The 23,377-nt window shown below is 67.3% G+C and carries 28 protein-coding genes and 1 other RNA gene; 20 read left to right on the plus strand and 9 right to left on the minus strand.

Going from position 1 to position 23,377, the window contains the following annotated elements:
• The first annotated feature begins 64 nt into the window (after positions 1–64).
• Positions 65–436, plus strand: coding sequence for a SpoIIAA family protein (locus tag AC6BOR_RS04390; RefSeq protein WP_498059981.1), 372 nt, complete (start codon positions 65–67; stop codon positions 434–436).
• 29 nt (positions 437–465) lie between these two features.
• Positions 466–1,800, plus strand: coding sequence for a methylenetetrahydrofolate--tRNA-(uracil(54)-C(5))-methyltransferase (FADH(2)-oxidizing) TrmFO (trmFO, locus tag AC6BOR_RS04395; RefSeq protein ID WP_498059982.1), 1,335 nt, complete (start codon positions 466–468; stop codon positions 1,798–1,800).
• Positions 1,801–1,928: 128 nt separating this feature from the next.
• On the opposite strand, the gene AC6BOR_RS04400 is transcribed toward trmFO, so the two are convergent.
• The 4 genes from AC6BOR_RS04400 to AC6BOR_RS04415 all read right to left on the minus strand — a co-directional run bounded on the left by AC6BOR_RS04400 (position 1,929) and on the right by AC6BOR_RS04415 (position 4,783).
• Positions 1,929–2,393: an EF-hand domain-containing protein gene (locus AC6BOR_RS04400; protein WP_498059983.1), complete on the minus strand. Its 465-nt coding sequence runs from the start codon at positions 2,391–2,393 to the stop codon at positions 1,929–1,931.
• A gap of 48 nt (positions 2,394–2,441) precedes the next feature.
• Entirely contained in the window at positions 2,442–3,095 is a 654-nt protein-coding gene (locus AC6BOR_RS04405; protein ID WP_498059984.1) for a squalene/phytoene synthase family protein, read from the minus strand.
• Positions 3,055–3,444, minus strand: coding sequence for a VOC family protein (locus tag AC6BOR_RS04410; protein WP_086116973.1), 390 nt, complete (start codon positions 3,442–3,444; stop codon positions 3,055–3,057). Before AC6BOR_RS04410 ends, AC6BOR_RS04405 begins: the two co-directional genes overlap by 41 nt.
• Before the next feature lie 73 nt (positions 3,445–3,517).
• Positions 3,518–4,783 carry a serine hydrolase domain-containing protein gene (locus tag AC6BOR_RS04415; protein ID WP_498059985.1) on the minus strand — a complete coding sequence of 422 codons (1,266 nt, stop codon included), beginning with the start codon at positions 4,781–4,783 and terminating at the stop codon, positions 3,518–3,520.
• Positions 4,784–4,829: 46 nt separating this feature from the next.
• Here AC6BOR_RS04415 and AC6BOR_RS04420 point away from each other — a divergent pair, with 46 nt between their 5' ends.
• Positions 4,830–5,915, plus strand: coding sequence for an anhydro-N-acetylmuramic acid kinase (locus AC6BOR_RS04420; RefSeq protein ID WP_498059986.1), 1,086 nt, complete (start codon positions 4,830–4,832; stop codon positions 5,913–5,915).
• Positions 5,916–5,921: 6 nt separating this feature from the next.
• On the opposite strand, the gene AC6BOR_RS04425 is transcribed toward AC6BOR_RS04420, so the two are convergent.
• Complete coding sequence (locus AC6BOR_RS04425; RefSeq protein ID WP_086117197.1) at positions 5,922–6,569, minus strand: alpha/beta hydrolase; 648 nt, start codon at positions 6,567–6,569, stop codon at positions 5,922–5,924.
• Between the two features lie 66 nt (positions 6,570–6,635).
• On the opposite strand from AC6BOR_RS04425, the gene AC6BOR_RS04430 reads away from it, so the two are divergent.
• From AC6BOR_RS04430 to AC6BOR_RS04460, 7 genes are all read left to right on the plus strand, one after another.
• Positions 6,636–7,703 carry a cysteine desulfurase family protein gene (locus AC6BOR_RS04430; RefSeq protein WP_498059987.1) on the plus strand — a complete coding sequence of 356 codons (1,068 nt, stop codon included), beginning with the start codon at positions 6,636–6,638 and terminating at the stop codon, positions 7,701–7,703.
• The gene (locus AC6BOR_RS04435) at positions 7,703–8,845 is read left to right on the plus strand and encodes a cysteine desulfurase family protein (RefSeq protein WP_498059988.1); all 1,143 of its coding nucleotides are present in this window, start codon (positions 7,703–7,705) and stop codon (positions 8,843–8,845) included. The genes AC6BOR_RS04430 and AC6BOR_RS04435 overlap by 1 nt, the downstream gene beginning before the upstream one ends.
• A 20-nt stretch (positions 8,846–8,865) precedes the next feature.
• A complete protein-coding gene (locus AC6BOR_RS04440) occupies positions 8,866–9,198 on the plus strand; it encodes a 2Fe-2S iron-sulfur cluster-binding protein (protein ID WP_498059989.1) in 333 nt (110 codons plus the stop codon).
• 111 nt (positions 9,199–9,309) lie between these two features.
• Positions 9,310–9,939 (plus strand): LpoB-related protein, encoded by a 630-nt coding sequence (locus AC6BOR_RS04445; RefSeq protein ID WP_498059990.1) that lies wholly within the window; start codon positions 9,310–9,312, stop codon positions 9,937–9,939.
• A gap of 95 nt (positions 9,940–10,034) precedes the next feature.
• A complete protein-coding gene (locus AC6BOR_RS04450) occupies positions 10,035–11,567 on the plus strand; it encodes a tetratricopeptide repeat protein (protein ID WP_498060700.1) in 1,533 nt (510 codons plus the stop codon).
• A gap of 20 nt (positions 11,568–11,587) precedes the next feature.
• On the plus strand, positions 11,588–12,058 hold the full coding sequence (locus tag AC6BOR_RS04455; RefSeq protein ID WP_498059991.1) for a putative periplasmic lipoprotein: 471 nt from the start codon (positions 11,588–11,590) through the stop codon (positions 12,056–12,058).
• Entirely contained in the window at positions 12,058–12,909 is an 852-nt protein-coding gene (locus AC6BOR_RS04460) for a hypothetical protein (RefSeq protein ID WP_498059992.1), read from the plus strand. The genes AC6BOR_RS04455 and AC6BOR_RS04460 overlap by 1 nt, the downstream gene beginning before the upstream one ends.
• A gap of 12 nt (positions 12,910–12,921) precedes the next feature.
• Here AC6BOR_RS04460 and ffs read toward each other — a convergent pair.
• Positions 12,922–13,012, minus strand: an RNA gene (gene ffs, locus AC6BOR_RS04465) — signal recognition particle sRNA small type.
• Positions 13,013–13,156: 144 nt separating this feature from the next.
• On the opposite strand from ffs, the gene AC6BOR_RS04470 reads away from it, so the two are divergent.
• The 3 genes from AC6BOR_RS04470 to AC6BOR_RS04480 are packed head-to-tail and all read left to right on the plus strand — an operon-like array spanning position 13,157 to position 16,251.
• Positions 13,157–14,812 (plus strand): DNA polymerase III subunit gamma/tau, encoded by a 1,656-nt coding sequence (locus tag AC6BOR_RS04470; RefSeq protein ID WP_498059993.1) that lies wholly within the window; start codon positions 13,157–13,159, stop codon positions 14,810–14,812.
• 3 nt (positions 14,813–14,815) lie between these two features.
• Positions 14,816–15,142, plus strand: coding sequence for a YbaB/EbfC family nucleoid-associated protein (locus tag AC6BOR_RS04475; protein WP_086117188.1), 327 nt, complete (start codon positions 14,816–14,818; stop codon positions 15,140–15,142).
• Positions 15,143–15,156: 14 nt separating this feature from the next.
• Complete coding sequence (locus AC6BOR_RS04480; RefSeq protein ID WP_498059994.1) at positions 15,157–16,251, plus strand: zinc-binding dehydrogenase; 1,095 nt, start codon at positions 15,157–15,159, stop codon at positions 16,249–16,251.
• On the opposite strand, the gene mtgA is transcribed toward AC6BOR_RS04480, so the two are convergent.
• Genes mtgA through AC6BOR_RS04495 form a run of 3 tightly spaced genes read right to left on the minus strand, consistent with a single transcriptional unit; the run spans position 16,252 to position 18,871 of the window.
• Positions 16,252–16,944 (minus strand): monofunctional biosynthetic peptidoglycan transglycosylase, encoded by a 693-nt coding sequence (gene mtgA, locus AC6BOR_RS04485; RefSeq protein ID WP_498059995.1) that lies wholly within the window; start codon positions 16,942–16,944, stop codon positions 16,252–16,254. It abuts the gene before it with no gap.
• 45 nt (positions 16,945–16,989) lie between these two features.
• Positions 16,990–17,904, minus strand: a complete 915-nt coding sequence (rpoH, locus tag AC6BOR_RS04490) for an RNA polymerase sigma factor RpoH (RefSeq protein ID WP_498059996.1) — start codon at positions 17,902–17,904, stop codon at positions 16,990–16,992.
• A 4-nt stretch (positions 17,905–17,908) separates the two neighbouring features.
• On the minus strand, positions 17,909–18,871 hold the full coding sequence (locus tag AC6BOR_RS04495; protein ID WP_498059997.1) for an RluA family pseudouridine synthase: 963 nt from the start codon (positions 18,869–18,871) through the stop codon (positions 17,909–17,911).
• A 41-nt stretch (positions 18,872–18,912) separates the two neighbouring features.
• Here AC6BOR_RS04495 and AC6BOR_RS04500 point away from each other — a divergent pair, with 41 nt between their 5' ends.
• The 7 genes from AC6BOR_RS04500 (at position 18,913) to AC6BOR_RS04530 (ending at position 23,285) form a co-directional block, all read left to right on the plus strand.
• Positions 18,913–19,293, plus strand: coding sequence for a M67 family metallopeptidase (locus AC6BOR_RS04500; protein ID WP_498059998.1), 381 nt, complete (start codon positions 18,913–18,915; stop codon positions 19,291–19,293).
• Complete coding sequence (locus tag AC6BOR_RS04505; RefSeq protein WP_498059999.1) at positions 19,293–19,520, plus strand: cold-shock protein; 228 nt, start codon at positions 19,293–19,295, stop codon at positions 19,518–19,520. Before AC6BOR_RS04500 ends, AC6BOR_RS04505 begins: the two co-directional genes overlap by 1 nt.
• Positions 19,517–20,053, plus strand: a complete 537-nt coding sequence (locus AC6BOR_RS04510) for a hypothetical protein (protein WP_498060000.1) — start codon at positions 19,517–19,519, stop codon at positions 20,051–20,053. The genes AC6BOR_RS04505 and AC6BOR_RS04510 overlap by 4 nt, the downstream gene beginning before the upstream one ends.
• Before the next feature lie 98 nt (positions 20,054–20,151).
• Positions 20,152–20,856, plus strand: a complete 705-nt coding sequence (locus AC6BOR_RS04515) for a phasin family protein (protein WP_498060001.1) — start codon at positions 20,152–20,154, stop codon at positions 20,854–20,856.
• A 161-nt stretch (positions 20,857–21,017) separates the two neighbouring features.
• Positions 21,018–21,374 (plus strand): ATP-dependent Clp protease adapter ClpS, encoded by a 357-nt coding sequence (gene clpS / locus AC6BOR_RS04520; protein WP_498060002.1) that lies wholly within the window; start codon positions 21,018–21,020, stop codon positions 21,372–21,374.
• A gap of 429 nt (positions 21,375–21,803) precedes the next feature.
• The gene (locus tag AC6BOR_RS04525; RefSeq protein ID WP_498060003.1) at positions 21,804–22,496 is read left to right on the plus strand and encodes an SDR family NAD(P)-dependent oxidoreductase; all 693 of its coding nucleotides are present in this window, start codon (positions 21,804–21,806) and stop codon (positions 22,494–22,496) included.
• Between the two features lie 84 nt (positions 22,497–22,580).
• Positions 22,581–23,285, plus strand: coding sequence for a pirin family protein (locus AC6BOR_RS04530; protein WP_498060004.1), 705 nt, complete (start codon positions 22,581–22,583; stop codon positions 23,283–23,285).
• The last annotated feature ends 92 nt before the right edge of the window (positions 23,286–23,377 follow it).

A 23,377-nucleotide genomic window follows, 5' to 3' on the forward strand; every position in this document is an offset into this window, starting at 1 on the left:
CGGCTTGCCCTTATTGCGGTGCATCAAGGGCTTGGCAAGCTCTGCGGCCAGGGAGGGTCAAGATATGCTCAGCATGACCGTGGATGATGAGGCCGGCTTCATCGAGGTGGTGGTGGATGGTGCCATTACCCGCCCCGATTATGAGGCAGTGGTGACGGCGGTGGACCAGCTGCTCACCCGCCACCGCCGCATCGATTTCGTCGAAGTGGTGCGCCGCCTGGGCAGGATCGCGCCCGAAGTCTGGTGGCGCGATCTGGTCTTCCACTTGCACCACCGCGACTTCCTGCGCCGCGCCGCCATCGTCTCCGATGCCGGCTGGGTCGGCCCGCTGGTGCGCCTGTTCGCCCCGCTCTATCCGGCCGAGCTGCGCTGCTTTCCCGAAAGCGGGCTGGATGCCGCCCGGCGCTGGGCACGCGGCGGCGAGGACGCTGGATAATCCGGCCGCCCTGCCGCATAGGGCCGGGCATGACCAACCCAGTCCATATCATCGGCGGCGGCCTCGCCGGTTCCGAAGCCGCCTGGCAGCTGGCCAGCGCCGGCATCCCCGTTGTCATCCACGAAATGCGCGGGGCGCCTGACGGTGTTGGCGCCACCGAGGCACACAAGACCGATGGCCTTGCCGAACTCGTCTGCTCCAACAGTTTCCGCAGCGATGATCCCGACAACAATGCCGTTGGCCTGATCCACCAGGAGATGCGCGCGCTTTCGAGCATCATCATGGCCGAGGCCGACAAGGCGCGCGTGCCGGCCGGTTCTGCGCTGGCGGTGGACCGTGACCAGTTTTCCGATGGCGTCACCCAGCGCCTTGCCAATCATCCCAATGTGACGATCGTGCGCGAACTGGTACCCGGACTGCCGCCGGCCGATTGGGGCCAGACCATCATCGCCACCGGGCCGCTGACCGCCGCGCCGCTGGCCGAAGCCATCCGCAGCCTGACCGGGGAGGACAGCCTCGCCTTCTTCGATGCCATCGCGCCCGTCATCCATTTCGATTCGATCAACCTTGATGTCGCCTGGTTCCAGAGCCGGTGGGACAAGGGAGGTCAGAAAGACTATCTCAACTGCCCGATGGACAAGGCGCAGTATGAGGCGTTCATCGACGCGCTGCTGTCGGCCGAGAAGACCAGCTTCAAGGAGTGGGAGGCCAACACCCCCTATTTCGATGGCTGCATGCCGATCGAGGTGATGGCCGAACGTGGCCGCGACACGCCGCGCTTTGGCCCGATGAAGCCGGTAGGGCTGACCAACCCCGCCACCGGCCGCCGCGCCTGGGCCGTGGTGCAGCTGCGGCAGGACAATGCGCTCGGCACGCTGTGGAACATGGTCGGTTTCCAGACCAAGATGAAGCATGCCGAACAGGTGCGGGTGTTCCGCACCATTCCCGGCCTCGAAAACGCGCAATTCGCCCGGCTGGGCGGCCTGCACCGCAACACCTTCATCAACGCGCCGCGCCTGCTGGATGCAACGCTGCGGTTGAAGGCGATGCCCGCCGTGCGTTTTGCCGGCCAGATCACAGGGTGCGAAGGCTATGTCGAATCCGCTGCCGTTGGCCTGATGGCGGCGCGCTTCGTCATCGCCGAACGGCAGGGCCGCAGCCCGGTGCCGCCGCCGCCGACCACGGCGCTGGGCGCGCTCCTCTCCCACATCACCGGCGGCGCCGTGGCCGAGACCTTCCAGCCGATGAACGTCAACTTCGGCCTGTTCCCGCCGCTGGCCCAAACGGTGAAGAAGGATCAGCGCAAGCCGGCCCTGGTGGCCCGGGCGCGGGCGGATCTGGCCGAATGGATGCAGGCGGTCTGATCACCATCCTCCCCCTCTGGGGGAGGTGCCCGAAGGGCGGAGGGGGCGCATATGTACCGGCGTAGGCGCCCCCTCCGCCTCGCTGCACTCGGCACCTCCCCCAGAGGGGGAGGATCTTCGCGGTCGGATCACTCGCCCTCCGCCACCGGGCACACGCACGCGGCCTTCGCCTTGCGCTTCACCGCGGTCGTCGCGAATTCCTTTGCGGTCAGCCGGCCATCGGCGTCGCGGTCGGCGCGGGCGAATTTGGTGGCGGTGGCCACGGCATATTCCTCGAAATCCAGCCGGCCGTCATGGTTGCGGTCGGCCTTGGCAAAGGCCTTCTGGCGGTTGGCCAGAAACTCGCCCCGGCTCACCGCGCCGTCATCATCCTTGTCATAACGTGCCAGCCGCCGGGCCTCGCGCTGGGCGGCGCTCATCGGGGCTTTCGGGGCTTCATCGGGGGGCGCGGCGTCGGCCGGCTGGCCATCGGGATCGGCATCGGCGACGGCGAGCGCGGCAGCCGGCTCGGTCACCGGCGGGGCCCGCCACAAGATCGCCCCTGCGGCCAGCAGGCCGGCCAGCGCCACCACAAAACCCAGGATCCGGCGCATGACATATGCTCCCGCCACAGACCCTGACGCGGTGAGCGATACGCCGGCTCACCGCCCGAAGGCAACCGCCTTCAGCATGCGCCACTGCCGGCCAAGGCTGCCGCGCGGCTCCACCGGCTGCCCGGCCCGCGCCTGTTCGGCATCGCGCAGCGCCAGCGCCGCCAGCGCCCGCAAGGGCCGCAGCGGCCCCGGCGTGCGGCCCGGCACCGCTTCGCCCAGCACCCAGGCCCGGCCCAGCGCGTCGGCGTGCTCCGCGTCTGCGCCCAGCAGCCGCGCCGCGAGACGGAACAACAGCCCGCCGCCGGCCACATGCGCATCGGTCACGCCATCATGGCCCAGCATGTCGATCCAGCGATCCTCCAGCCCGGCCAGCGCCGCGCCGGTCACCATGGGCAGCACATGGGCGGCCAACGCGGCCAGCAGCGGTTGGGCCGGCACCTCGCCCGCATCCAGCCCTTCGAGCCGTTCCCGCCACCAGGCCAGACGGATTTCGCCCAGCATCGGCTCGGTGGTGGTCACCGCCAGCTGGGCCAGCTCGCAATCCAGCGCCATCAGGGCAATGAGGCCCGGCCGCGCGCCTGCCGGCGCGTAAAGACACGCCAGCCAGCGATCGCGGTCGCGGGCCTTCAGCTCGGCCTCGATGATCTCCAGGTCGGTCAGGTCAGGCCGGCCCCACCCGGAAGGCGCACAATTTGTTGCCATCCGGATCGCGGAAATAGGCGGCGTAAAAGGCCTGGGGGCCTTCTTCACCGCGCACGCCCGGCCCGCCTTCGTCGCCGCCACCGGCGGCCATGGCGGCCTGATACATGGCATCCACCTTGGCGCGCGTGTCCACCACCAGGGCGATCATCGTGCCATTGCCGGCGGTGGCGGGCTGGCCATCAAAGGCGGGGCCCACGCCCAGCATCGGCTGCGCCCAGCTGGTGCCCCAGCACACCGCGCCGGTGGGGAATTCCATCAGGCGGTTGACGCCGATGCTGGCAAACAGGGCATCGTAAAAGGCAAAGCTGCGCGGCAGATCATTGCTGCCGAAAAGTGCGTATCCGATCATGTCTCGACTCCCATCGCCGGATTGGCCCCTTGAGGGTGGCACAGGAAGGGAAGCGCTGCCATTTCCTGCAACGTCATTGTGCCAGCTCGGCCATGATGATGTCTTCCGCCGAACTGAACTGCGAGCGCAGCCGGGGCGCAGCAAAGGGATCGGCGGCGCTGCCGGTCAGGGCATAGGCGATCACCCGGCCGCGCCGCTGATCCACCCAAAGGCCGGCGAGCAGGCCATAGGCTTCGCCCAGATGCCCCCACCAGCGCGCGCCCTTCACCGGCTGATCCGTGGCGCCGGCCCGGCCCGACAGGCAGTGCGGCCCGGCGCCGTAACACAGCATCTGGCCATGATAATCATCGCCGGGCACGCCCTTTCCGGCCTGCCAGACGGGCGTGAACATCGCCTTCACGCTGGCGGGTTTCAGCAGGCGGACGGATCGATTTCCAATGGCAACCTCCCCGCCGCGCAGCAGCAATTGCCCGATGCGGGCGAGATCGGTGAGGCTGATGCGCAGGCCGCCCTGTGGCGAAAAGATCGTGCCGTTGCTGCCCGGCACATAGGCGGCGAGATCACAGCCGGCCGTGCTGCGCACCGGGCAGGGACTGCGCTGGCCGTGGAGATCATCAACCTGGGGCACCCACGGCCCGGCCGGGTCCCAATGGGCTTCGTCGGCCCCCTTGCGATAGAGCACGGCGGCGCGGGCCACCGCAGCATCAGACGCGCCCTGCCAGTTGTAACCGGCATCGATGCCGAGCGGCGCCAGCACCAGACGGGTCATCAGCCGGTCAAAGCGCTCGCCTGTGGCCGCCTCCATCACCGTGGCGATGATGCCATAGTTGAGATTGGCATATTCAAAGCGGCCACCCGGCGCAGCGGGGCCCCAGTGCTGCGGCGTCAGCCTGGTCCGCAGCTGCTCCTCCAGCGCGAAGCCATAGCCGGGGCCATCGACAATGCCGCTGGTGTGCGACAGCAGTTGGCGCAGCGTCACCGGCCGGTCGGGGGCATTGGGGTGACGCAGCGGCCAGCCGAGATAAAGGCTGACATCGCGGTCAAGGTCGAGCCTGCCCTGTTCCACCAGCCGCCACACGGCAAGGGCCACCACCAGTTTGGAGATGGAGGCGACGCGCACCACGCTGTCGGTGGTGAGCGGGCGGGCAGCGGCGATGTCGGCCAGCCCATGGGCTTCGGCGCGCAGGATGCGGTCGCGGCTGGCGACCACACCGATCACACCCGCCAGCTGCGGCGCGCGGGCATCGCGGCCGGCGACCAGATCGGCCAGAACCGACCCTGGCGGGTTGGCAGCGGCCGGGGTGGCGAGCAAAAGGGCGGCTGTGATGATCGCACGCATGGCCGGTGTATAGGCAGAGGCGGCGGCCTGCGCTAGCGTTGGCGGCATGACGATCCGCCTCGCCATTGGCCTGATGTCCGGCACCTCGATGGACGGCATTGATGCCGCCCTGGTTGAAACCGATGGCGAAGGCCATGTTGCCCCGCGCGCCTTCATGTTCTTTCCCTATGAGGCGGATTTCCGCCCGCGCCTGCGCGCCGCCATGGCCCGGGCGCTGGAGATGCACGCCCCGGCGCGCGATCCGCTGATCGATGCGGTGGAACAGGAATCAACCGGCCTGCATGCGATGGCGGTGCACCGCCTGCTCGCCGCCACCCACACGCGGCGGGACGAGGTGACAGTGATCGGCTATCACGGCCAGACCATTGCGCACCGACCCGACCGGCGCTGGACCTGGCAAATCGGCGATGGCGCCAGCTTGAAGGCGGCCACCCGCATCCCGGTGGCCTTTGATTTCCGCAGCGCCGATGTTGCAGCCGGCGGCGAAGGCGCACCGCTGGCGCCGGGCTATCACCGGGCACGCTCAGAAGCGCTGGGCCGGCCGCTGGGGGTGCTGAACCTGGGCGGGGTGGGCAATCTCACCTGGTTCGCCGCGGATGGCCGGTGGGGCAGTTTCGACACCGGGCCGGGCAACGCCCTGATCGACGATTGGGTGCGCACCCACACCGGCCGCAGCTTTGACGAGGATGGCCGCGTCGCCGCCAGCGGCATCACCCACGACAATGTGCTGCTGACGTTGACCGACAACCCGTGGTTCGATGCGCCGCCGCCCAAATCGCTTGACCGCAACGCCTGGGACATTGGCGCGTTGCGCGGGCTTTCGCCCGGCGATGGCGCCGCCACGCTGACCGCCTTCACCGCCGAAACCGTGCGCCTCGCCCTCAGCCATTTGCCGGCGATTGGCCGCCTGCTGGTGACCGGCGGCGGCCGGCTGAACCCGGTGCTGATGGCGGAACTCAGCCGTCGCTGCGCCGTGCCCTGTGATCCGGTGGAAGCGGTCGGCTGGAACGGCGACGCGCTGGAGGCCGAGGCCTTTGCCTGGCTTGCCGTCAGGGTGCTGGATGGCAAACCCTTGAGCTGGCCGGAGACGACCGGCGTGCCGCAGCCGATGCCGGGCGGGCGGCTGGCCTGAACATTCTCAGCGCCCGCCGTTGGCCAGCCGCATGTCCAAATAGCTGTCCACCTCGCCCATCAGCGGCTCCATCTCCTGCGCGAAGAAATGGTTCGCGCCCGGAATGGTGCTGTGGTGGATGGTGATGTGCTTCTGCGTCTTCAGCTTGTCGACCAGCTTCTGCACGGCGCTGGTCGGCACCACCTCGTCGGCCTCGCCATCGATGATGATCCCGCTCGACGGGCAGGGCGCCAGGAAGCTGAAATCATACATGTTGGCCGGGGGCGCGATCGAGATGAAGCCCTTGATCTCCGGCCGGCGCATCAACAGCTGCATGCCGATCCAGGCGCCAAAGGAAAAGCCGCCCACCCAGGTGGTCTGGGCTTCCGGGTTGAACTGCTGCAGCCAGTCGAGCGCGGAGGCCGCGTCCGACAATTCGCCAATGCCGTTGTCGAACGTGCCCTGGCTGCGGCCCACACCCCGGAAATTGAAGCGCAGGGTGGCAAAGCCGCGCTTCACGAAGCTTTGATACAGCGCCAGCACGATGGGATGGTTCATCGTGCCCTGGGCCGGGTGCGGCTGCAGCAGGATGGCCACCGGCGCGCGCGGGGTGGTGCCAGGCTGGTAACGGCCTTCAAGACGCCCTTCCGGGCCGGCGATGATCACTTCAGGCATGGGTTTCCTGATTCTGGCTGTAAAGGGAGAATTGCGCCCTATATGGCGCGCGAAGGCCCGGTTGCAATGAAAAGCCACATCTACCTTGATCACGCCGCCACCACGCCGGTGCTGCCTGCTGCCATCAATGCCATGGCCGCTGCCGCCGCGTTGCCCGGCAACCCGTCCAGCGTGCACGCCGCTGGCCGCGCCGCCAATGGCCTGATGGAAACCAGCCGCGACGCCATCGCCGCCGCGCTGGGCTGCACGCCCGAACAGATCATCTTCACCAGCGGCGGCACGGAAGCCCTGGCGCTGGCCATCCACGGCTGCGGCCTGCCGCTGATCGCCAGCGCCACCGAACACAGCGCCGTGCTGGCGGCGCGCGATGATGTGGTGATTGCCCCGGTGCTGCCATCCGGCCTCATCGATCTCAACGCGCTGGAACGCCTGCTCAAATCCGGTCCAGCGCTGGTGGCGGTGCAGGCCGGCAACAACGAAACCGGCGTGTTGCAGCCGCTGGCCGATGTCGCCGCCCTCACACACCGGCATGACGGCCTGCTGCTGGCCGATTGCGTGCAGACCGCCGGCAAGCAGCCGCTGCCCGACGGTGCCGATTTCATCGCCATTTCCGGCCACAAGCTGGGTGCCCCCATGGGCATCGGCGCGCTGATCGCCCGTGATCCGGCCCGGCTCCACCCCGTGCAGCGCGGCGGCGGGCAGGAACGCGGGCATCGCGGCGGCACCCCGAATCTGCCCGGCATCGCCGCGCTGGCAGCCGCGCTGGCGCAACCGCACGACTGGGCCGCCGTCGCCGGCCGCCGCGATGCACTGGAAGCCCGCCTCACCGCCGCCGGTGCCATCATCCACGGTGCCGCCGCCCCGCGCCTGCCCCACATCAGCAGCATCGGCCTGCCCGGCATGGCGGCCAGCACCCAGGTGATGCGGCTCGATCTTGAAGGGTTCATGGTCTCGGCCGGCGCCGCCTGCTCGTCGGGCAAGGTCAAGACCAGCCATGTGCTCACCGCCATGGGCCTGGGTGCGGCGGCCGGTGAGGCGATCCGCATCTCTCTGTCGCCGGCCACCACCGACGCCGAACTAAACGCCTTCGCTGCCGCCTGGGAGGCGATGGCCACCCGCCTCGGGAACCGCTGATGACCCAAAGCCACACCATGCCCATCTATCTTGATTATGGCGCCACCACCCCGCTCGATCCCGCGGTCGCGGCCGCGATGGAGCCGTGGGGCAGCACCGGCTTTGGCAACCCGCACAGCGCCCATCTGTGGGGCTACAAGGCCAAGGCCGCGGTGGAGGCCGCCCGCGCCCACGTCGCCGCCCTCCTCAATGCGCCGACCGAAGCCATCGCCTTCACCAGCGGCGCCACCGAAAGCAACAACTGGGCGCTGAAGGGCCTGCTCACCGCGCCGGGCCAGACCCGCCGTCGCATCGTCACACTGGCGACCGAGCACAGCAGCGTGCTTGAAACCGCCCACTATCTCGCCGGCATCGGCGCCCAGCTCAGCATCGTCCCCGTCCGCGCCGATGGCCTGGTCGATCTGGGTGACCTGTCGCGCGCGCTGGGGGAGGATGTCGCCCTCGTCTCCGTCATGGCGGTCAACAACGAGATTGGAGTCGCCCAGGATCTGGCCGCCATCGGCCAACTGGCCCACAGCGTCGGCGCCGTCTTCCACGTCGATGCCGCGCAAGGCTTCGGCAAGTTGCCCCTCGATGTGGAGGCGATGGGCATCGATCTCATGAGCCTTACCGCCCACAAATGCCATGGCCCCAAGGGCGTCGGCGCGCTCTATCGCCGGCCATTCACCAGCATCACCCCGCTGCTGCACGGCGGCGGGCAAGAGGATGGCCGCTCCGGCACACTGCCCACCGCGCTCATCGTCGGCCTCGGCGAAGCCGCCCGCATTGCCGCCGCCCGCATGGCCGCCGATCACGCCCATGCGCTGGCGCTGCGCACCGCCCTGCTCGCGGCCCTCACCGTCCCGCACCAGGTCAACGGCAGCCTTGACCGGCGCTGGCCCGGCAATCTGAATCTCAGCTTCCCCGGCGTCGCCGTGCCGCTGATCCAGCGCCTGCCCGGCCTTGCCATTTCGGCCGGTTCGGCCTGCGCTGCCGTCACCGGCCGCGCCTCCCATGTGCTCACCGCGCTCGGCCTGTCCGAACCCCAGGCCAAGGCCTCGTTGCGCCTCGGTTTCGGCCGCTTCACCACCATCGCCGAGATCGAGGCCGCCGCTGCCCAGATCAACGCCGTGGTCGCCGCCCATCTTGCCGAATTCGCCTGATCGCGGCACATCTTCTGGCCATGATCCGCATCCGCTTCCTTTCGGCCGATGGTGCAAGCGAGACCCTCGTCGATGCCCAGCCTGGCGACCGGCTGCTCGATCTGGCCCAGGCCCATGGCCAGCCGCTGGAGGGCACCTGCGAAGGCGCGATGGCCTGCTCCACCTGCCATGTCCATCTGGTTGGCGGCGATGTCGCGGCGCTGCCGCCGCCGTCGGAGGAGGAGGAGGACATGCTGGATTTCGCCGCCGGCGCCAACCGCCAAAGCCGGCTGGCCTGCCAGGTGAAGCTGGTGGCCGGAATGGCCGCGCTGGACGTGAAAATGCCGCGCGGCGTGGTGGACATGAGCCGATAACGCAAGGTTCACGCGCAATTCACGTTGATTATCGCTTGGCAAAGTGGAATGCTTCGGCCCAACAAATCTGGGGTCGCAGCCAGTATTTTCCTTTGCGAGGGGTAGGAACGCATGCGTAGTTTGATCGGCCTTCTGATGCTGGGGGCCGTGGCGGCCACCGCCGCCGCACCGGCTGTCGCCCAGAAAAAGGGCCAGGGCGCGGTTGACATTGATCCGCAGAACCGGGGCATGGTCAGCGGAACCGGCATTGAAATGCGCGACATCATCGGCATGTCCGATCGCATCGTGCGCGATCTGTTGCAGCGCCAGGATATTGTCGGCACCCCGGTGCCGCCACGCGTGATCCTCGAAGGATCGCGCATCCGCAACCAGTCGAGCCAGCGCATCGACACTGATCTGTTTTCCGACCAGCTGCGCGCGCAGCTGATCCGCGCCGCAGCCGGCAAGCTGCGCTTCCTGTCCCGCGAGAATATCCAGGACGTGATGGAAGAGCGCGAACTGAAGCGCCAGGGCCAGACCGATGTCGGCACCCGCGGCATGACCAAGGCGGTCGCCGGCACCGATTATCGCCTCGTCGGACGCATCACCAGCCAGGACAGCCGCAACAACACGACCGGCATGACCCAGCGCGCCATCCAGGTCATCTTCGAACTGATCGACATGGAAACCACGGAAACGGTTTATATTTCCGAACCGTTCGTCGTGGTCCGCGCTTCGCGCGACGACGTCGTCTATCGCTGAGCATCACCGGCGGCGCTGGCCGCCGGCAGAGAGCTGGGCACCCATGGGGCAATGGGGCGCACCGGCCGGAATCGTCCAAATTGGGGGGACACACAATGAAGCACGTCAAACTCATCCTGCTGGCCGCCGCTGCCGGCTCCGCCGCCTTTGCGCAAAGCCCGCGCGCGGTGGTGCCGCCGGCCGCTGGCGCCGAACCCACGGCCGCGCCGGCCCCGGCCAGCCTGTCACCTGCCGCAGCGGCCGCTGCATTTGCGACCAGCCCACAGGCCACACCGGTGAAACTGGCCCAAGCCGCTGTGCCCGCCGCGCCGGCGCCTGCCCCGGCCGCCGATACCGCCGCCATGGACCCGAAGGCCCGCGCCAAGCAGATTGCCGCCTGGAAGCGCCAATATGGCGAAGGTCCCTATCCCGATGAAACCGAAGCCTTTCTGGCCAACAAGCCCGATGCGCTGAAGCCCTATTGGTCCAACCTGTGGTTCGGCGGCGAACGCAATGCCGTCGTCAATTTCCAGCGCCTTGGCCTCGCCGCCATGGAACTGGGTGATTATGCCACCGCCGAAAAGGCCTTTGACCAGGCGCTGCAGCGCATCGAAACCGTCTATGCCAAGGATGCCCTGGCCAGCCGCGCCCGCGACACCTTTGCAAAGGAAGCCAACAAGGATTTCAAGGGCGAGCCCTATGAGCGCGCCATGGCCTATTATTACCGCGGCCTGCTGTATTTGCGCAAAGGCGATTACGGCAATGCCCGCGCCAGCTTCAAGGGCGCCGAATATCAGGACACGGTGTCGGAAGCCGAGGAATTCCAATCCGATTTTGCCGTGATGAACTATCTGATCGGCTGGTCCACCCGCTGCATGGGTGAAAGCGACGGCAAGGCCGATTTCGATGTGGCGGCCCTGGCCCAGCCCGGTATCACCATGCCGCCCAAGGGCCATAATGTGCTGATGATCGCCGAAACCGGCGCTGGCCCGATCAAGGCGCAGGATGGCGCCATGAAGGAAAAGCTGGTCTTCCGCATTCCCGAAGCCAATCCGCCGGAAAAGCAGACGCTGTTCCAGCTTGCCTCCACCGGCGTGCCAGCCGAAGTGGCACCGGCCATGCAGATGTCCAGCCTGGGCTTCCAGGCCACCACCCGTGGTGGCCGTGCCATTGATGGCATCCTGAAGGGCAAGGCCAATTTCAAGCAGACCACCGGCGCCATCGGCAGCGGCGCCATGAACATGGGCCTCGCCATGATGGGCCAGGGCGGCGATGCCGGCACCGCTGGCGCGGTGATGGCCGGCGTCGGCGCCCTGTTCTCGATGTTCTCGTCTGCCGCCAAGGCCGATGCCGATATCCGCTATTGGGATCAGCTGCCCGATGGCCTGTCGGTTGCAACTGGCGTCGCCAAGGGCCCGGCCAAGGTGGATGTGCGCTTCATGGGTGACTCTGGCCCGCTCGACATGAAGCCGGCGGTTGTCATGCAGGGCGGCGACAAGGCCTGCCAGGTGGTGTGGACCCGTTCGCGCTCGGCACTCGTATCTGGGGATGTGCCCGGTGATGATGCCCGGGTGAAAGCCAATGTTGCCAAGCGCAAGGATGCGGTTGCCAAGAACAAGCTGCTGCGAGAAGCTTTGGTGCAGCTGTGATGTGAAGGAGAATTTGTGCCATGCGTAGCCTGATCCTCACCGGCCTCGTGGCCTTGGCCGCTGCGGCCCCTGCCGCCGCCGCCGAAAACCGCGTCGTCACCTGCGACACGTGGAAGGCCCGTGCCTTTGGCGATTCGGCCGGCCCGGCGCTGGTCGCCAACGTCGCCTCCTCGATGACGCCGATTGATCTCAATGCCGTGCAGTTCACCGATCGCAAGCTCGGCCGCCGCATCATCATCGAAGGCGTGCAGGCGGTGCGCAATCCCAACCAGGGGCTGAAGGTGTTCGTGCGGCTGGTCAACTGCAAGAGCCAGCCGATCACCGTGCAGCTGCGCACCAACTTCCTCGATGCCAACCAGATGCCCACCGAACAGCCGTCGGCCTGGCGCACCGTGTTCCTCAGCCCCCGCGCCACCGCCGGGTACGAGGAGAACAGCATCGCCGGCGGCAAGGTTGGCGCCTTCTACGTCGAACTGAGGCCGAACCTGTGATGCGCGCCCTGCCCTTCCTGGCCCTGGCCATTGCCGCCCCGGTCTTCGCCCAGGCGCCGCCGCCGTCGGGTTCGCTCTATCGCGATGGCCAGCCGGCCGTGCTCACGCCGCCGCCGGTGATCGTTCGCGACCGGTCGGGCGCGTTCCGCAGCCGTTATCAGGCGCTGAAGTCGCCCACGATGATGCTTTTGTGGAACCGCCGCTTCTCCGATGAAGTGCAGTCGGAATATGTGACCCGTGGCACCGTCACCCGCAGCACTGAAGGCGTGGCCCTGGGCTCGTCAAACAGCACGGCCGTCGCCGGCTATGGCTATTCGGCGCGCAGCTCCAACAGCGCCGGCTATGCCGCCGGCACCAGCACCACCGATGTCACCGTGGGCCGCACCCGCCTGCGGGAGGTGCAGCCCGGCGCCAACCTGGATGCCGAGGATGATGCCGCGGTGGAAACCGCCTTCACCGAACGGCTGCAGGCCGCCGGCGTGCGCTTTGTCGATCGCTCCATCGCCATGCGCACCAAGGGCGCCAAGTCCGATGTCAGCGGTGATGCCAATATCCAGACGCTGGAAACCGACGCGCTGATGGCCCGCACCAGCGTGCTGATCGAAGTGCGGCAGATCGTGGCCAGCGATTCGCCGATCGGAACCAAGTTCCGCATCGAGGTGAAGAATCTGAAGACCGCCGCCGTGCTCGCCAGCTTCACCAGCAACGGCGTGCCCGACATGGGGCGCCCCGGCCTGGTTGCCGGCCCAGGCGGCTTCCAGCGCGCTGCACCACAGCGGCCAACGCCGGCGCAGATCGGTGCCGAACTGGCCAACGAGGTGATGGAGCGGCTGGCAAGCACGCTGCGCTGAACTGCTGGGGTGGGAGCCGGGAACGACCCAGAGCGGGTTCGTTACGGCTGCTTCCTTCCGGACCTGACCGGGTTGGCGAGCGCACTGTCCGCCCGGCTCCCGCAGCGCATATGGCGGGCCACCGGCCAAAGTGCAAGAGCCGAACGCGATCCTCCCCCTCTGGGGGCGGTGCCCGCAGGGCGGAGGGGGCCACCGCACCCCCATCCAGCACGTGACGCCACCCGCCCCGCCCGCTACAACAGCGCCAATGTCCGACGAATCCGATATCGCCTTCCCCGGCCTCGATCTGCCGGCCACGGCCACAACGCCGGCGGCCTATCGCGTGCTGGCGCGCAAATATCGGCCGGCCAGTTTCGATGCGCTGCTGGGCCAGGATGCCATGGTGCAAACGCTGGGCAACGCCATCGCGCGTGGTCGGCTGGCGCAGGCCTGGCTGCTGACCGGCGTGCGCGGGGTGGGCAAAACCTCCACCGCCCGCATCATCGCCAAGGCGCTGAACTGCATCGGCCCCGATGGCCAGGGCGGCCCCACCATATCCCCATGTGGGCAATGCGAACCCTGCACCGCCATCGCCGCCGGCCGCCATATCGACGTGGTGGAAATGGACGCCGCCTCCAACACCGGGGTGGATGATGTGCGCGAGATCATCGAGGGCGTCCGCTATGCCGCCGTCTCCGCCCGCTACAAGATCCACATCATCGACGAAGTCCATATGCTGTCGAAGGCGGCGTTCAATGCGCTTTTGAAAACGCTGGAGGAACCGCCGCCGGGCGTGAAGTTCATCATGGCCACCACCGAGGTGAACAAGGTGCCGGCCACGATCCTGTCGCGCTGCCAGCGCTTTGACCTGAAACGCATTCCGGCCGACATGCTGGCCGGCCATTTCGCCCGCATCCTCGATGCCGAAGGCGTGGCGGCCGAAGCCGATGCGCTCGCCCTCATTGCCCGCGCCGCCGAAGGCAGCGTGCGCGACGGACTTTCGATCCTGGATCAGGCCATCGCCCATTCGGGGGAAACCATCACGGCGGCCGCTGTGCGCGACATGCTGGGCCTGGCCGACCGCTCGGCGGTGCGTGACCTGTTCGGCCAGGTGCTGGCCGGCGATGTGCCCGGCCTGATGGCTGCCATCGCCCGCCAATATGATCTGGGCCAGGATCCGGCCCAGCTGCTGCGCGAACTGCTCGATCTGGTGCACGGCATCACCCGGCAGCGCATGGCCCCCCGCCACGATCCGGCCCTTTCGGCCGAGGAACAGGCCGCGCTCGACAATTGGGCCAAGGCGCTGGGCTTCCCGCGTCTGTCGCTGCTGTGGCAGATGCTGCTGAAGGGCCTGGAGGAGGTGAACCAGGCCCCGGTGCCGCTGCAGGCCGCCGAAATGGCGTTGCTGCGGCTGTGCCACGCCGCTGATCTGCCCGATCCCGGCAGCCTCATCCGGCAGCTGCAGCAGGATCGGTCACCCGAAGCGGGCGCGCGGGCACCGGCACCCGGCCCGGCCACCACCAGCGCGCCGGTTGCGGCCACCGCAGGCCCGGCTGCGGCCACACTTCCCGCCGATTTTGCCACGCTGGTCGCCCTGTTCCGACAACGGGGAGAGGCACGGCTGGCGCACTATCTCCACGACGAGATCCGCCTGATTGCCTGCACGCCACCATCGCTCAGCCTCGCCGCCACCGGCCTGCCCGGCGACGTGAAGGCCGCCATCGCCACCTGCCTCGCTGAGTGGACCGGCACCAAATGGCAGCTGGAATGGCACGCCGATGGCGGCGGCCCCACCTTGCGCGAGATCGAGATTGCCGAAGGCAAGGCCTTGATCGAAAAGATGAAATCCGATCCGGTCATGGCCGCATTGAAGGCCGCATTCCCGGATGCCGAAGACCCTGTCCCCCTCGCCAGGAGCGCCTGAACCATGCCCAGCCTTGATGAATTGATGAACGCCGCCCGCAACGTCCAGCAGCAGATGGCCCGCGCGCAGGCCGAACTCGACAATATCCTGGTCGAAGGCGCGTCGGGCGGCGGCCTCGTCAAGGTCCGCGCCACCGCCCGCGGCGCCGTCCGCGGGGTGGAGATCGATCCCAGCCTGCTCACCGCCGATTCCAAGGAAATGCTGGAAGATCTGGTGGTTGCGGCGTTCAACGACGCCAAGAACAAGGCCGATCAAGCCGGCAGCGCCGAAATGTCAAAGCTCACTGCCGGCATGCAACTGCCCCCCGGCTTCAAACTGCCCGAATTCTGAGGAGGACACGACCCATGCGCCAGATCCAATCGACCATCACCGATGATGGCAAGCTCATCCTGGCGCTGGCCGACGTGCCCGAGCCGCAGCCCGGCTCCGGCGAGATCAAGCTGAAGATCGAAGCCGCGCCGATCAACCCGTCTGACATCGGCCTGCTCACCGGTGCGGCCGACATGCGTGAAGTGGCTGCAATCGCAGGCGGAATCTCAGCGCCGGTGCCGCCGGCCGGCATGCGCGCCATGGCCGCGCGCATCGGCCAGGCCATGCCCTGCGGCAATGAAGGCGCTGGCACCATCGTTGCAGCCGGTGCCGGTGCCGAACATCTGATCGGCCGCCGGTGCGCCATCATTGGTGGCGCGACCTATGCCGATTATCGCGTGGTCAAGGCCGAGGAGGCATTGCTGCTCCCCGAAGGCGCGACCGCCGAGCAAGGTGCCTCCTGCTTTGTCAACCCGCTGACGGCGCTGGGTTTTGTGGAAACCATGCGCGCCGAAGGCCACAGCGCCATCGTCCACACCGCCGCCGCCTCCAACCTCGGCCAGATGCTGGTCAAGATCTGCGCGGCCGATGGCATCCCGCTGGTCAATATCGTCCGCTCGGCCGAACAGGTAGCCCTGCTGCAGGGCATCGGCGCCACCCATGTGCTGGATTCGACTGCGCCTGATTTCATGGCGAATCTGATCGCCGCCTGCACCGAAACCGGCGCGACGCTGGCCTTTGATGCGATTGGGGGCGGCCAGCTGGCTGGCCAGATCCTCACCGCTATGGAAGCCGCGATCAACGCCCGCGCCGGCGGCTACAGCCGCTATGGCTCTGAAATATTGAAACAAGTCTATATCTATGGCGGGCTCGACATGGCGCCGACCAGCTTCAACCGCGGCTTTGGCATGGCCTGGGCGATGGGCGGCTGGCTGCTGTTCCCGCGCATGCGCATGTTCGGCGGTGCCACCTATGCCCGATTGAAACAGCGGGTGGCTGATGAGCTGACCACCACCTTTGCCAGCCACTACAGCCACCGGGTCAGCCTGGAGGAGATGGTGACGCCGGATGTCGTTGCCGGTTGGTATCGCCGGGCCACTGGGCAGAAATATCTGGTCGTGCCCGGCTGATCACTGCCACAGGCAGGCGTCAATCCCCTCGTCCCGCACCACTTTCACCCGCTTTTCGATGCGGCGGGCATAGCGCTTGACGCTCTTCGACGGCTTGACCGCGCTGCGCTTGATCGGCTGCGGCAGGATGGCGGCCAGCCGGGCGGCCTGGCGGGCGCTCAGCTTGTCGGCGGTGGTGCCGAAATAATGTTCGGCCGCCGCCTCCATGCCATAGATGCCGGGACCCATTTCCACAATGTTCAGATAGACTTCCATGATCCGCGGCTTGCCCCACACAAGCTCGATCAGCAGGGTGAAATAGGCCTCCAGGCCCTTGCGCACATAGGAGCGGTCCGGCCACAGAAAGGCGTTCTTGGCGGTCTGCTGGCTGATCGTCGAGCCGCCGCGCAGCTTCTTGCCCTGCACATTGGCCGTGGCGGCGGCCTGAATGGCCTCCAGATCAAAGCCGTTGTGGCGGCAGAAGTTGGCATCCTCCGCCCCGATCACCGCGCGCGGCAGCGCCTTGGTCATCGCGGTCAGCGGCACCCATTCGCGCTCCACATGCTGGCCGTTGATGGCATCGCGGGCCTGCAGCCAGGTCATCGGCGGCGCGACAAAGCGATAGAGCACCACCCAGGCAAAGCTGAGCACCACAAGCGCCATGGCCAGCCCCACCAGCCAGCCCAGCACGGTCTTGATCATCCGTCCGATCATGGTGCCATCTGCGGCGGCCGGGTGGCCGCCGTCAATGCGGCAGCCTCACACCTGTTCCAGCAACAGGCGCTGGTCGCTGGCCGCCTGCTGCATCGCCTTGGCCAGCTTTTCAAAGGCGCGCACCTCGATCTGGCGCACCCGTTCCCGGCTGATGCCATAGCGTTGCGACAGATCTTCCAGCGTTTCCGGTTCGTCGATGAGGCGGCGCTGAGTCAGGATATCGCGCTCCCGCTCGTTCAGTGTCGCCATCGCCTGCACCAGCAGCGTGTGGCGCTGGTCGCGCTCCTCGCTGTCGGCCAGCAGTTCGTCGGCCAGCGGACCATCGTCGGCCAGCCAATCCTGCCACTCGCCCTCGCCTTCCTCGCGCAGCGGGCTGTTCAGGCTGGCATCGCCGCCATGGCCCATGCGCCGGTTCATGGTGACGACTTCATCCTCGGCCACGCCCAGCGTGGTGGCGATCTGCTCCACCTGTTCGGGCCGCAGATCACCATCCTCCACCGCGCCAATCTTGCCCTTCAGGCGGCGCAGGTTGAAAAACAGCTTCTTCTGGGCCGCCGTGGTGCCGATCTTCACCAGGCTCCACGAGCGCAGGATATATTCCTGGATCGCCGCCTTGATCCACCACATGGCATAGGTGGCGAGGCGGAAGCCCTTTTCCGGATCGAATTTGCGCACGCCCTGCATCAGGCCGATATTGCCCTCGGCAATCAGTTCGTTCACTGGCAGACCATAGCCGCGATAGCCCATGGCGATGCGCGCCACGAGGCGCAGGTGGCTGGTGACCAGCTTGGTGGCGGCGGCGGGATCCTGATGCTCCTGCCAGCGGCGGGCCAGCATATATTCCTGTTCCGGGCTGAGCAGCGGGAACTTGCGGATTTCCGCCAGATAGCGGTTCAGCCCGGCCTCAGAGCCCAGTGCCGGTATGCTGGTCTGTTTCACTGCAGGCAGGTTCGAACTCATTGTCTCACTCCTGTCTGGTCCCATCGAGGCGACCGATCAATGCCACCATATCGGCTGGCAGGGGGCTTTCGAAACAAAGCTTTTCTTGGGTGACCGGATGCACAAATCCCAGCGTCGCGGCGTGCAGCGCCTGGCGAGCAAAACCCAGATCCTTGAGGATCGGTGCCAGCTTGCCAGGCGTGCGGCCATAGACAGCATCGCCCAATAAGGCATGGCCGATGGACGCCATGTGAACGCGGATCTGGTGGGTGCGGCCGGTTTCCAGCCGGCATTCGACCTGCGCGGCAGCCGAAAAGGCGGCCACTGTGCGGAAATGGGTAACGGCATGCTTGCCGCGGCCATCCTTCACGATCGCCATCTTCTGCCGGTTGGTGCTGCTGCGCGCCAGCGCGCCTTCGATGCGGCCGGCCGGCGGCACCGGGACGCCGCCGACGATGGCGGTATAGCGCCGCTCCACATCATGGGCGGCAAATTGCGCGGCAAGGCCCTCGTGGGCCTTGTCGGTCTTGGCGACCACCAGCAGGCCCGATGTGTCCTTGTCGATCCGGTGGACGATACCGGGCCGGGCGACGCCGCCAATGCCGGACAGCCGGCCGGCACAATGGTGCAGCAGGGCGTTGACCAGCGTGCCATCCAGATTGCCGGCGGCCGGATGCACCACCAGCCCGGCCGGCTTGTCCACCACCAGCAGATGATCATCCTCAAATGGAATGGTCAGCGGAATATCCTGGGCTTCGTTGTCGGCAGCGCGCGGGGCGGGCACCACCAGGGCCAGCGCCTCACCGCCCTTCATCTTCGTGGCCGGGTCCCAGATCACGCCGGCGGCGGCGCTCAGCCGGCCGCCCTGCACCAGGTTCTTCAGCCGTTCCCGGCTATATTGGGGCAGGGCGTCGGCCAGGGCCTTGTCCAGCCGCTGGCCGGCGGCCGTGGCCGGCAAGGTGATGTTTATCGACAATTCAGCCCCCATGGCTTAGCCATGTTGGCATGAAACTGCAGATATCAAGCAGCTTGCACCAAAATTTGCTGGACTGGGCGGCGGCCAGCCCGGCGGCCGAAATCTGCGGCCTGCTGGTGGGCCGCGGCACGTGTGTGGAGCGATTGGTGCCGGCCCCCAATGTTGCTGCCGATCCGGCCCGCAGCTTTGAAATTGATCCGGCCAGCCTGCTCAGCGTCCACCGCGAGGTGCGGGCAAGCGGCCAGCAGGTGATCGGCCATTGGCACAGCCATCCCAATGGCCGGGCGGAACCATCGGCGCGCGACGCGGCCCGGGCGCTGGACAATGGCCAGATCTGGTTGATCCTGGCCGGCGGTGGCGCCAGCGCCTGGCAGGCCCGCAGCAGCGGGGCCGGGCCGGCCCGCTTCGAACCCGTCGCGCTGGAGCTCGGCTGATGGCCAGCGGGGCGGTGAAATGGTTTGATGGCAAGAAGGGCTTTGGCTTCATCACGCCGGATCTGGGGCCACGGGATGTGTTCGTGCATGTGTCGGCGGTGATGGCGGCCGGGCTGGGCAGCCTGCGGCCGGGGCAACGCCTTGATTTTGAACTGACTCAGGATGGTGACGGGCGGCTGGTTGCCCTTGGGCTGAAGGCCCGTGACGATGGAGACGAGGGGCAATGAGCGAGACGACGCAATTTCTGGTGCGCTGGCTGTGCCATGATCTTGCCACCCCCATCGCCAGCGTGATGACCGCCAGCGAGCTATTGGATGACCGGGTTCCAGACCCTGAAATCAATGGCTTGATCATGGATGGCGCGCGCAAGCTGTCGGGCCGGCTGCGGCTGGTGCGGCTGGCGCTGGGCGCGGCGGACAGCGCGATGTCGTCAGCCGCGTTGGAGAAGCTGGTGCGCGAGGGCCTGGTGGAAACCCGGATCAGCTGGAGCTTTGCCGGCGACGCTGTGGACGGGATGGCGGCGCTGTTGGCCTGTGCGGCGGTGGTGACGGCCGATCTGAACCGGCTGGCCGGCCTGTCCATCAGCAACAGCGGCGTGGCAACCGACCGGCCCTGCGCCTGGCCTGATTCGGTCGCCGCCGTGTTTGCAGGTGCGCCGCCCAGCTGCAACCGCAGCGCCGTTGCGGCCATGTTGATGGCGGCCGCCGGCCGGGCTGGCAAGACGATCACCAGCGATTCCAGCGGCTTGCGCTGGCAATAGCTGCGGCGCAACATTTTTTGTTGCAGCGCACAAAAACTCCTTGAAGCCGACAGGGCGCGCGCTTATGTTGCATTGCAGCAAGAGCACGGAGACGCGCCATGACGGCCAAGACCACAACCGACAAGCCTGCCACTGCGGCGAAAGCCCGGCGCCCGGCGAAGAAGAGCGTGGCCAAGGCCGCCGCGACCACCGAAGCCCTTGTTGCCGAGACTGCTGTTTCCCCCGCCCCGGCGGAGCAAGCGGTGGTCGCCGAGCCTGCGCCCAAGAAGAAGCGCAGCGCTCTGGTCATTCCCTTCGCCACCGCTTTCACCAAGGAGTCCCCCATGGCCACCGCATTTGAAACCACCCAGGAAACCGTTCGCAACGCCGCCGAAACCGCGATGAACAATGGCAAGGCTGCCATGGAGCAGGTCACCGCCAAGTCGAAGGAAGCGGTGGAAACCAGCATGAAGACGCTGGAAGAGCTGACCGCCGTCACCCGCGGCAATGTCGAAGCCCTGATCGCCAGCGCCAAGGCCGCTGCCGCCGGCGCCGAGCAGGTGATGAGCCACATGACCGAAGTGTCGAAGGGTTCGTTCGAAGCCACCACCGCCCATGTGAAGGCGCTGGCCGCTGCCAAGAACCCGAACGAGCTGGTGCAGCTGCAGACCGAATTCGCCAAGGCCCGCTGGGACGCGGCCGTGGCCGATTACAGCAAGCTGACCGAAACCCTGGTCAAGCTGGCCGGCGAGATCGCCGAGCCGGTGCAGAACCAGGTCGCGGTTGTCACCGACAAGCTGAAGTCGAGCTTCACCACCAAGTAAGCCCGACCGGCAAGTAAGCCCGACCGGCGTTCCGCCGTTGACAAAGGGGTGGCAGGCCTTGGCCCGCCGCCCCTTTTCACATGCGGCCTGCCCGCCCCTTTTTTCCGGCGGGCTTTTTGATATATGGGCCGGATTGGTCGGCTTTCCCCCGGGTAGACTTGATGGCGCTGTCGCACGAACTGATGAGCGATGAAGACCGTGACGCCGGTGGCGGCCGCGGCGGGCCGGGCGTGGGCCTCGCCACCAAGCCGGAGACCAAGACGGCCAAGCCCGGCCTCTACAAGGTATTGATGCTGAACGACGATTATACCCCGATGGAGTTCGTCGTCCTCACCCTGCAGCGGTTTTTCAAGATGAGCATCGAGGATGCCACAAGGGTGATGCTGCACGTGCACCAGCGCGGTGTCGGCGTGTGCGGCATCTTCACTTATGAAGTGGCCGAGACCAAGGTGAACCAGGTCATCGATTTTGCCCGCCAGCATCAGCATCCGTTGCAGTGCACGATGGAAAAGGAATGACGCCGGCCGGTTTTTCAAAGAGCCGGCACAGTGTCTGATATTTGCGCCCTGTAGGACAGGGTCACAGCAAATCATTGAAAGAATTAGTGTATTTCATCTTGCCGGATTGGCGGGGCGAGATTTTCGTGATTCGGCGCTGGTTTGGCGTGCCCGATGTGGCCAATTTGGTGGCCGATATGGGGCGCGCGGTGACCGCGTTTGGCGCGCTGGTGACCGCAGGCCGGGCGCGAGTGACCGCAGGTCGCGCGGCGGTGACGGCGTTTGATCGTCCCCCTCTGGGGGAGGTGCCAACCGGAGGGAGGCGGAGGGGGGCCGCACATGGCACGCCCACTCCGCCCTGCGGGCACCTCCCCCAGAGGGGGAGGATCTGATACCACGCGACCAAAGACCGCCCTCCCCGCCACGGCCGGCGGCGGCTAGGGCAAGGCCATGTCGATCCTCACCAGCTTTCCGCCCAACCTCCATGCGCTGATCGTGGGCGCGTCGGGCGGCCTGGGGCGGGCCTTTGCCGATCTGCTGGCGGCCGATGGCGCCCGTGTCACCCGCTGGAGCCGCAGCAGCGGGGTTGATCCGGCCGATCCAGCCAGCATCACGGCCGCCATCGCCGCCCTGCCCGGCCCGCCCGATCTCGTCATCATCACCAACGGCGTGCTGCACGGCCCCGGCTTTGCCCCGGAAAAGGCCAATGGCCAGTTGAAGGCCGAAACGCTGGCGCAGCTGCTGGCGATCAACACGGTCCAGCCGGCGACGATCGCGGCGCAGCTGCTGCCGCTGATGCCCAAGAGCCGCAAGACGGTGCTGGCCGTGCTGTCGGCGCGGGTCGGTTCGATCAGCGACAACCGGCTGGGCGGCTGGCACAGCTATCGCGCCTCCAAGGCGGCGCTCAATCAGCTGATCCGCACCATGGCCATCGAGCAGGCGCGGCGCAATCCGGAGCAGATATTGCTCGCCCTGCACCCCGGCACGGTGGACACCGCCATGTCCAAGCCGTTCCAGCAGGGGGTGAAGACATTGTTCACGCCCGAACAATCCGCCCGCCACCTGCTGGGCGTGATCGATGCCGCCACGCCGGCGCAATCGGGCCTGTTGATCGACTGGCAGGGGCAGGTCATTCCCTTTTGATATGGCTGCTGCGACGGCCATGCATCTGGTGCAGGGCCGGCCCACCCCCATATCGCCCGCAACACACCCATCGGGAGACATTCCATGCCATCCTATCTGCATCGCAAATCCGAAGAGCGCGGCCAGGCCGATCACGGCTGGCTGAAGGCCAGGCACAGTTTTTCGTTCGGCAACTATTATGACCCCAGGATCATGGGCTTCCGGTCCTTGCGTGTCATCAACGAGGACCGGATTGCCGGCGGCGGTGGTTTTCCCACCCACCCTCACGACAATATGGAGATTGTCACCTATATCCTGGATGGCGCGCTGGAGCATCGCGACAGCATCGGCAGCGGCGCGGTGATCCGCCCCGGCGAGGCCCAGCGCATGAGCGCCGGCACCGGCATCCGCCACAGCGAATTCAACGCCAGCCCGACCGATCCGGTGCATCTGCTGCAGATCTGGCTGCTGCCCAACCAACGCGGCATCGCGCCGGGCTATGAGCAGAAGACCCTGCCGGCGGTGGCGGACGGCGAGTCCCGGCTGGACGTGATTGCCGCGCCCGATGCGCCGGACAGTGCGGTGACGATCCATTCGGATGCCAGCATCACGCGGGCCGTGCTGGCGCCGGGCGGCGAGCTGGTGGCGCCGGTGACGCGCGGCCATGCCTGGGTGCAGGTGGCGCGCGGATCGCTGACCGTGGATGGCCATGACTTGCGCCAGGGCGACGGGCTGGCGGTGAAGGATGCGACGGCGCTCGCGCTGGCGTCGGCGGAGGGCGCGGAGGCGCTGGTGTTTGATCTGGCGTGATTTGGGGACGGGGGCTGGCGGCACGGGCGAGCCCCCTCCGCCCTGCGGGCACCTCCCCCAGAGGGGGAGGATCAAGAGGGTCCTCCCCAAGC

The sequence above is a fragment of the Sandarakinorhabdus sp. FBCC-B8862 genome (assembly GCF_059745315.1).